The 7,929-nt window shown below is 74.8% G+C and carries 6 protein-coding genes and 1 pseudogene; all 7 read right to left on the bottom strand.

Annotation, left to right across the window (positions count from 1 at the left end; all coding sequences use genetic code 11):
- Positions 1-1,152: HAMP domain-containing sensor histidine kinase (locus VED21_RS13520; protein ID WP_324882893.1), on the bottom strand; the 1,152-nt coding region annotated here is incomplete at its 3' end.
- A gap of 22 nt (positions 1,153-1,174) precedes the next feature.
- Positions 1,175-1,576, bottom strand: a complete 402-nt coding sequence (locus VED21_RS13515; RefSeq protein ID WP_324882892.1) for a response regulator — start codon at positions 1,574-1,576, stop codon at positions 1,175-1,177.
- Between the two features lie 112 nt (positions 1,577-1,688).
- A complete protein-coding gene (locus VED21_RS13510) occupies positions 1,689-4,796 on the bottom strand; it encodes a response regulator (RefSeq protein ID WP_324882891.1) in 3,108 nt (1,035 codons plus the stop codon).
- A gap of 86 nt (positions 4,797-4,882) precedes the next feature.
- The gene (locus VED21_RS13505; RefSeq protein ID WP_324882890.1) at positions 4,883-5,269 is read right to left on the bottom strand and encodes a hypothetical protein; all 387 of its coding nucleotides are present in this window, start codon (positions 5,267-5,269) and stop codon (positions 4,883-4,885) included.
- Positions 5,270-5,346: 77 nt separating this feature from the next.
- Positions 5,347-6,234 (bottom strand): F0F1 ATP synthase subunit gamma, encoded by an 888-nt coding sequence (locus tag VED21_RS13500; RefSeq protein ID WP_324882889.1) that lies wholly within the window; start codon positions 6,232-6,234, stop codon positions 5,347-5,349.
- On the bottom strand, positions 6,234-7,751 hold the full coding sequence (locus VED21_RS13495) for a F0F1 ATP synthase subunit alpha (RefSeq protein WP_324882888.1): 1,518 nt from the start codon (positions 7,749-7,751) through the stop codon (positions 6,234-6,236). The genes VED21_RS13500 and VED21_RS13495 overlap by 1 nt, the downstream gene beginning before the upstream one ends.
- Positions 7,748-7,929: pseudogene (locus tag VED21_RS13490) on the bottom strand (hypothetical protein); the annotation flags it as partial. The gene VED21_RS13495 and the pseudogene VED21_RS13490, both read right to left, overlap by 4 nt.

The raw sequence follows: 7,929 nt of genomic DNA, 5'->3' as shown, positions 1-7,929 counted from the left end.
CCCCTCCGGCGCCGCGCGGCCGGCGTTGCCGTCGCCCAGGTCCACGGCGGCGGTGAACCACACGCCGTGGCAGCCCTCGGCGTCGCAGTCCACGCCCATCTCGCCGCCCATCAGCCCGACGATGCGCCGGCACACGTGCAGGCCCAGGCCCCGCACGCCGGCCTGCCGTGCGGCGCTGAAGTCCAGCGGCGGCACGCCGTCGGTCAGCCACGCCTGCAGCTCGCCCGCCAGCCCCGGCCCGGCGCCGACCACGGCGACGCGCAGCCCCGACCGCGCGTCGGGCAGCGTGGCGCGGCGCACGCGCACCGACACGGCGCGGCAGTCCCCCTCGCGCACCGCCAGCCCGACCAGTTCCACCAGCACGTGGCGCAGCCACGCCGGGTCGCCCACCACGATGGCGGGGACGTTCGGGTCGATGTCGGCCGCCAGCGTCATCCCGCGGTCGGCGGCGGCCGACTGCTGGCTGGCCAGCACGCTGCCGACCACCGTCTCGACGCCGAACGGCTCCGCCTCCAGCCGGATGCCCTGCGATTCCAGGCGCGCCAGCTCGGCCACGTCGTCGACCAGCATGCGCAGCGTCTCGATCGACTGCAGGATCCGTCCGACGCGCTCGCGCTCGGCCGGCCCCAGCGGGGCCGCCAGCAGCGGGCGCACCGCGTCGACGATGGCGGCGACCGGGTTGCGGATTTCCTGGCTCATGAAGGCCAGCGTGCGGGCCTTGGCGCGCACCGCCTCCTCCGCCTGGATGCCGGCGGCCTCAAGGGCGGCGTGCAGGCGCGTGCGGTCGTCGGCGTGCTCCGACACGCTGCGCTCCAGCGTCAGCGTGGCGGCGTAGAGGTCGTCGGCGGTGCGGCGCTGGTCCGTGATGTCGCGCCACCAGATCAGCCGGCCGCCGTCGGCCATGCGCCGCTCGCCCACCAGCCACTGCCGGCCGTCGGCGCCCGTCGCGCTGACCGGGCCGGGCCCATGCGGGCGCGGCACGACGTCGGCGTGCACGGGAAGCAGGGCGAGGAAGTCGCCCGCCGTCGCGAACTGCGCCGCCACGTCGCGGAAGGCGGCGATGAAGGGTTGGTTGACGGCCAGCGTGGCGCCGTCGGCGCCGATCAGCGCCACGGGGTCCGGCAGGCCTTCGATGAGGTCCAGGCTGTTCAAGACGGGCTCCTGCGCCGGGCGCTCAACGCGCCAGCAGACGGTCGACCCGTTCCTTGAGCGCGCCGAACGACGGCGGCTTGACGACGAAGCCGTTGACGCCCAGCGCCATGGCCTTCTTCACAATGTCGGATTCCGTGTGGTTGGTCAGGAAGACGACGGGGGTGCGGTTGTTCCGCACGTCCGCGCTGGCGCGCAGCTGGGCCAGGAACTGCAGGCCGCTGACCGGCTTCATGTCGATGTCGCAGACGATGATGTCGGGCGAGTTGCGGATGCATTCCTGCATGCCGGTCTCGCCGTTGTCGGCCTCGAAGATCTTGCGGAAGCCGATCTGCGAGAGGATCTGCATGATGGTGCGCCGGACGAACGGCTGATCTTCGATGACGAGGATGTTGTAGTGCTCGTACTCCACCGGCTTCCTGTCCATGCGGCACCTCCCTGGCGGGGACGCCCCCGCCTTGACCCAAGGAATATCAGGGACACGGCGCGGCGGGCAACCGCGGCGCTCATGCGGCCGGCGCCTTCCGGCGCCGTCCCTGTCACAGACCCCCGCGGATGACGCCCTCGACGCGGACGAAGGCGTCCTTCAGCCGCCCGGCGTGCGTGCGCGCGGCGTCGAGGTCGCCTGTCGCGGCGGTGCGCTCGACCTCCGAACACAGCACCGCCAGCTCCACCGCCCCGGCGGTGCGCGCCGCGCCGGCGGCGGCGTGCGCGGCGCGGCGCCCGCCGTCGGCGTCGCCCTCGGCCAGATCCTGCGCCACCTCGTCGATCAGCGGCGCCGTCGTCTCCAGGAAGAAGCCCAGCAGGTCGCGCGCCGCGTCGACGCTGCCGAAGGTGGCGACCACGTGCGCCCGGTCCAGCACGGGGGGCGCCTCCGCCGCGTCCGGCGGCGCCGACTCGGCCGCGCGCGGCGCCGGCCCCGCCGCCGGGCGGCGCAGCTCCAGCGCCTGCGGCAGCCAGCGGGCGATGGTGCGCGACAGGCTTTGCAGGTCGACCGGCTTCGACAGGTAGTCGTCCATGCCGGCGGCGAAGCAGCGCTCCGCCTCGCCGGTCAGCGCGCTGGCGGTGAGCGCGACGATGGGCAGGCGCCGGCCGCTGTCGCGTTCGGTCGCGCGCACGCGCCGCGCCAGCTCGTACCCGTCCACCCCCGGCATGAAGCAGTCGGTGAGCAGCAGGCCGTACTGCGTGTTCTGCAGCGCCTCCCACGCCTGGGCGCCGTCGGCGGCCAGCCGGGCGGCGAAGCCCAGCTGCTCCAGTTGCCGGCGGATGACGACCTGGTTGGTCGGGTTGTCCTCCGCCACCAGGATCAGCACCCCGGCGGCCTCGGCCTCCGCCACGCCGGGCGGCCGGACCGCGCCGGCCTCAACGTCGCCGTCCGCCAGCCCGGCGGCGTCGGCGGGCCGCCCGGCGGCGCGCGCCACGGCGGCGCGCAACGCGTCGCGGCGCACCGGCTTGTGCAGCACGGCGACGATCCCCGCCCCCTCGGCCGCGGCGGCCAGCCCGGCGTCCTCCCGCGCGGTGGTGAGGACGATGCGCGTGGCGTTGAGGCCCGGCATGCGCTTCAGCGCCGCCGCCAGCCCGAGCCCGTCGAGGACGCCCGGCACCTGGGCCACCACCGCCGCGTCGAAGGGGGCATGCCCCTGCAGCCCGCCGCGCAGCGCCTCGAACGCGGCCGCCGCGTCGGCCGCCTGCGCCACCTGGGCGCCGGCCCCGGCCAGCATCTCGGCGAAGCTGCCGCGGGCGGCGGCGACGGAGTCGGCGACGAGCACGCGCAGCCCCGCCAGATCGGCCACCGGATGCGCGCTGACCGATGACGGCGGCGGCAGCGGCACCTCGAACCAGAAGACCGAGCCGCGCCCCGGCTCCGACTCCACGCCGATGCCGCCGCCCATCATGCCGACCAGCCGCCGGCAGATCGACAGGCCCAGCCCGCTGCCGCCGAAGCGCCGGGTGGTCGAGGCGTCGGCCTGGGTAAACGGCTCGAACAGGCGGGCCCGTTGCTCGTCGCCCATGCCGATGCCGGTGTCGGCGACCTCGAATCGCACGGCGTCCGGCTCGCCGCCCGGCCGCACGTCGACGACGACCGATCCGTGCTCGGTGAACTTCACCGCGTTGCCGATCAGGTTCAGCAGGATCTGGCGCAGCCGCACCGCGTCGCCCACCCGCGTCTCGACGCCGTCGAGCGCCACGCGGGTCACGAGGTCCAGCCCCTTCTCCCGCGCCCGCGTGCCCAGCAGGTCGGCCGCCCCCTCGACGAGGCCGCGCAGGTCCACCGGCGTCGGGTCGAGCCGCAGGCGCCCCGCCTCGATCTTCGAGAAGTCGAGGATGTCGTCGATGATGGTCAGCAGGGCCGAGGCGGATTCGCGGATCACCGACAGGACCGCGCGCTGGTCGGCGTCGAGCGGCGTGCGCTCCAGCACCTCCAGCATGCCCAGCACGCCGTTCATCGGCGTGCGGATCTCGTGGCTCATGGTGGCCAGGAACGTGGACTTGGTGCGCGCCGCCTCCTCCGCCCGCTCCTTGGCCTGACGCAGCGCGTCCTGCACCTGCATGCGGTCGGTGACGTCGGTGACGGTGATGACCCAGCCGCCGTCCGGGCGCGGCTGCCCGCGGATCTCCATGTCGCGCCCGTCCGCCGTGTGGACGAGGTGGGAATAGGGCTTGCCGGCCCGCAGCACGGCCAGCCGCTGCTCGACATAGGCGTCGACGTCGGCGCCGGGCATGCTGCGTTCGGCCCAGGCGCGCAGGTTGAGGGGAGCCGTGTGCGCCGTCGCCATCTCCTGCGCGGAGATGTTCCAGTATTCGCAGAACTTGCGGTTATGGACGAGGATGTTGAGGCCGGAGTCCAGCATCATGACGGCGCTCGGCATCGCCTCGATGGCGGCGCGCAGGTGGCCGGCGGCCTCCGCCGCCTCCGTCTCGGCGCGCACCCGCTCGCTGACGTCGACGACGGAGGTCAGCACGGCGGGATCGCCCCCCCATTCGACCACGCGGTCCACCGCGTCCATCCACACGGCCGTGCCGTCGCGCCGCAGGCGCCGCACCCGCGCCACGCCGGCCGGCTCCTCCCCGGCCATCATCCGCACATAGCCGCGCCACGCCCGCGGCATCTCCTCGGGCGCCAGCAGGGCCTTGACGTCGCTCAGCGCCATCACCTCGGCCGCGGCGGCGAAGCCGTGCAGGCGGGCGAAGGCGTCGTTGCAGAACAGCGGCACGAAGCGGCGGTGCACGAGGATGCCCTGGATCGACCCCTCGATCAGGCCGCGGAACCGCTCCTCGCCCAGGCGCAGGGCCTCCTCCTGGCGGAGGATCGCCTCCCCGGCGCCGTCGATGGCGGCCGCGAGCGCCTCGAACTCGTCGCCGCCGGCGTCCGGCACGGACTGGCCGGCCGTGAGGGTCCGCATGCCGTGCCTGAGACGCTCCAGGCGCCGCGCGGCGGACCGGTGCAGCAGCAGCGCGCCGGCACCGGCGCCGGCCAGGCAAACCACGGCCAGGATGCCGAAGGCGAGCCGTTCGGGGATGCCGCCGGCCAGGACGGCGGCGGCGGCGCACAGGCCGGCGGCGAACGCCGACGCGGCGACGCCGGCGACGCCGGCCAGCATCCGCCGCGTCACGTTCATCCCGCCCCCCTGCGCGCCCGCCTGCATGCCCGCGTCCCCTGCGGTTGCGTATCCAGGGGGATCTTAGCAACCCGCATACGAGGAAGCGATAGACTGTATGTCAGGGGGCGTGCTCAGCGCGACGCGCGCGGCAGTCCAAGGAGGCTGGCGACGAGGTTGGCAACCCAGCGCCGCTCGGGATGCATCTCGTCGACGGTGACCGCCCGCCCGGCGAAGGACAGCGCGGCCTGCGCCGCGGCCAGCGGGTCCGGGCAGGGCTGGCCGTCGATGCGGAAGTCCGTGAGGATCAGCGTCAGCTCCCGCACGGCCTTCTGGGGCGGGATCAGCATGAGGTAGCGCGCGCCCGCGATGGGGTCGAGGTGGCAACGGGCCAGCATGGTGGCGGCGGTGACGGGAACGCCGTCCCCTTCCGTGCCGACGACGAAGCCCAGGAACCGCTTCGCCCGCTCCTCCACCGCCTCGGACCAGCCGGCGGTGGCCGTTATCAACGGATTGAACACCCCTGCCTCCACGGACTGTGCGCGCCGAAGCCCCCATTCGACCGTTGATTCTGACATTGTTCGGCCAGCAAACCGAATCAAGGCGCCCGCACGGAAGAGGTATTACCAATCCCATTTTGCAGCGCCTCGGCGCCGGTGGCGAGTTCGATGAGTTCGGTGGTGATCTGCTCCTGGCGCAGGCGGCGCACCGCGCCGGTCAGCTCGTCCAGCGTGGCGTCGATGTTCTGGCGCGCGGCCATCAGCACCGCCAGGCGCGCCGCGTTCTCGGCGGCGAAGCTCTCCATGGCCGCGTGCGCCAGCAGGGCGAAGACGTATTCGTCCACCATGCGCGGCACCAGATCGGCCGGCGGCAGGTTGGTGAGCGGCGGCACGGCGCGCCCGTTCCCCCCCGCCGTCCCGAGGTCGAGCGGCAGCAGCGCGTCGCGCGCCACCTCCGGCGCGCCGCCCTGGGCGCTGCGGCCGTACAGCACCGCCACGGTGCCCAGCGTCCCGTCGGCGGCGGCGCGGTACAGCGCCTCGGCAACGCGGCGGCCGGTCGCGGTGACGGCGTCGGTGTGCGTCGCCATGGGGATCGTCCAGTCGGGCGGCCGCCCGCGCTCCTCCAGCAGCGCCGCCGCCCGGCTGCCGACCACCCACAGCACGCCGCCCGGCGGCACGCCGGCCAGCGCCGAATCGGCCAGCCGCTCGGCGAAGGCGCCGACGAAGCCGTGCTCCGGCCCGAACAGCACGGTGGCGGGGCGCCCCCGCCCGTCCTGCGGCGGCCAGCGCGCCGGCCCCTCGGCCAGCAGCCCGACCGCCTGCACCAGCGCGCCGCCGATCACCCCGGCATAGGCGCGCGTGCCGCCGATCACCGCCAGCGCCTGCTGCAGCCGCACCGCGGCCAGCGAGCGCATGGCGTCGGTGACGGCGCGCAGTTCCTCGACGCTGGCGCGGCGGGCTTCGACCTCGGCAAGGCGTTCGGCCATCAGGGGCCTCCGATCTGCGCCACGGCATCGGCGACTAGCGCGCGCAATGCGGCGCGCGTGGCGTCGTCCAGGTCGGCGCCGCCGGCGAAGCGCGCCGCCACCTCCGGCGCGCGCGTCTCCAGCAGGCCCGCCAGCACGGCGCGCAGGCGCGGCACCGCCTCCTCCGGCAGGGCGTCCAGCGTGCCGTCGGCCAGCGCCACCAGTTGCGCCACCTGCAGCGCCAGCGGCTGCGGCGCCAGATGGCGCTGCGCCAGCAGCGCGCGCACGCGCCGCCCGTGCGCCACCGCCGCGCGGGTGCGCTCGTCCACCATGCCGCCGAAGCGGGTGAACACCTCCAGCTCCAGGAACTGCGCGTAGTCCAGCCGCAGCGGCTCGGCCAGGGCGCGCAGGGCCGGCGGCTGCGCCTTGCCGCCGACGCGCGACACGCTGCGGCCGATGTCCACCGCCGGCTTCTGCCCCTCGTGGAACAGCTTGGCGTCCAGGCAGACCTGCCCGTCGGTGATGGAGATCAGGTTGGTCGGGATGTAGGCCGACAGGTTCCCCGCCTGCGTCTCGGCGATGGGCAACGCGGTCAGCGAGCCGCCGCCCTTGTGCGGCGCCAGCTTGGCCGCGCGCTCCAGCAGGCGGGCGTGCAGGTAGAAGACGTCGCCCGGATAAGCCTCCCGCCCCGGCGGGCGGCGCAGCAGGAGGGAGAGCTGGCGGTGCACGGCGGCGTGCTTGGTCAGGTCGTCGACGATGACCAGCGCGTGCCGGCCGCTGTCGCGGAAATGCTCGGCCATGGTGAAGCCGGCGTAGGGCGCCAGCCATTGCAGGCCCGGCGGCGCGTCGGCCGGGGCGATGACGAACAGCGTGCGCGCCAGGGCGCCGGCGCTCCTCACCGCCTCGACCACCGCGCGCACGCCGGACGCCTTCTGGCCGACGGCGACGTAGACGCTGACCACGTCGCCGTCCGTCTGGTTGAGGATGGCGTCGACGGCGATGGCCGTCTTGCCGGTGGCGCGGTCGCCGATCAGCAGCTCGCGCTGGCCGCGGCCCAGCGGGAACATGGCGTCGATCACCGCCGTGCCGGTCAGCAGCGGTTCCGACACCGCCGCGCGCTCGGCAATGGCGGGGGCGGGACACTCCACCGGCTTCCAGCGCTCGGCTTCGGGCGGCGGGAGGCCGTCCAGCGGGTGGCCCATCGGGTCGAGCACCCGCCCCATCAGCGCATCGCCCACCGGCACCCGCACCACCTGCCCCGCCCCGTGCACCGGCGCGCCGGCCGAGAGGTGGCGGTCCTCGCCCAGCAGGATGCAGCCGATCTCCCCGTCCAGATCCACCGCCAGCCCGGCCACGCCGCCGGGGAACAGCAGCAGTTCGTCCGCGCGGGTCTCAGGCAGGCCGGAGACCCGCGCGATACCGTCGCCCACCGCCTCGATCCGCCCGACCTGCTCCAAGCGGGGGTGCAGGCCGACGCCGTCCAGCCGCTTCGTCGCCTCCGGCAGCCAGGATTCGAGCGCTTCGCTGAGCGTCGTCATCGCGCCAGCTCCTCCATGGCCTCCGCCAGCGCCTGTTTCCAGGAATGGCGGAGGATCGTGTGCGGGAAGTGCAGCTCCACACCCGCGATCAGGCCGGGGTCTTCCTCCAGCGTCAGCGCCACCGGCCGCCCGAGCGCCGCTTCCAGCCGCCCTGTCCAACCCTCCTCCAGCGGCTTGG

Origin of the sequence: Azospirillum sp. (assembly GCF_035627195.1) — a bacterium.
Lineage (GTDB): Bacteria > Pseudomonadota > Alphaproteobacteria > Azospirillales > Azospirillaceae > Azospirillum.
The sequence above is the reverse complement of the archived record's forward strand: the minus strand, read 5'-3'. Positions and strand labels throughout refer to the sequence as shown.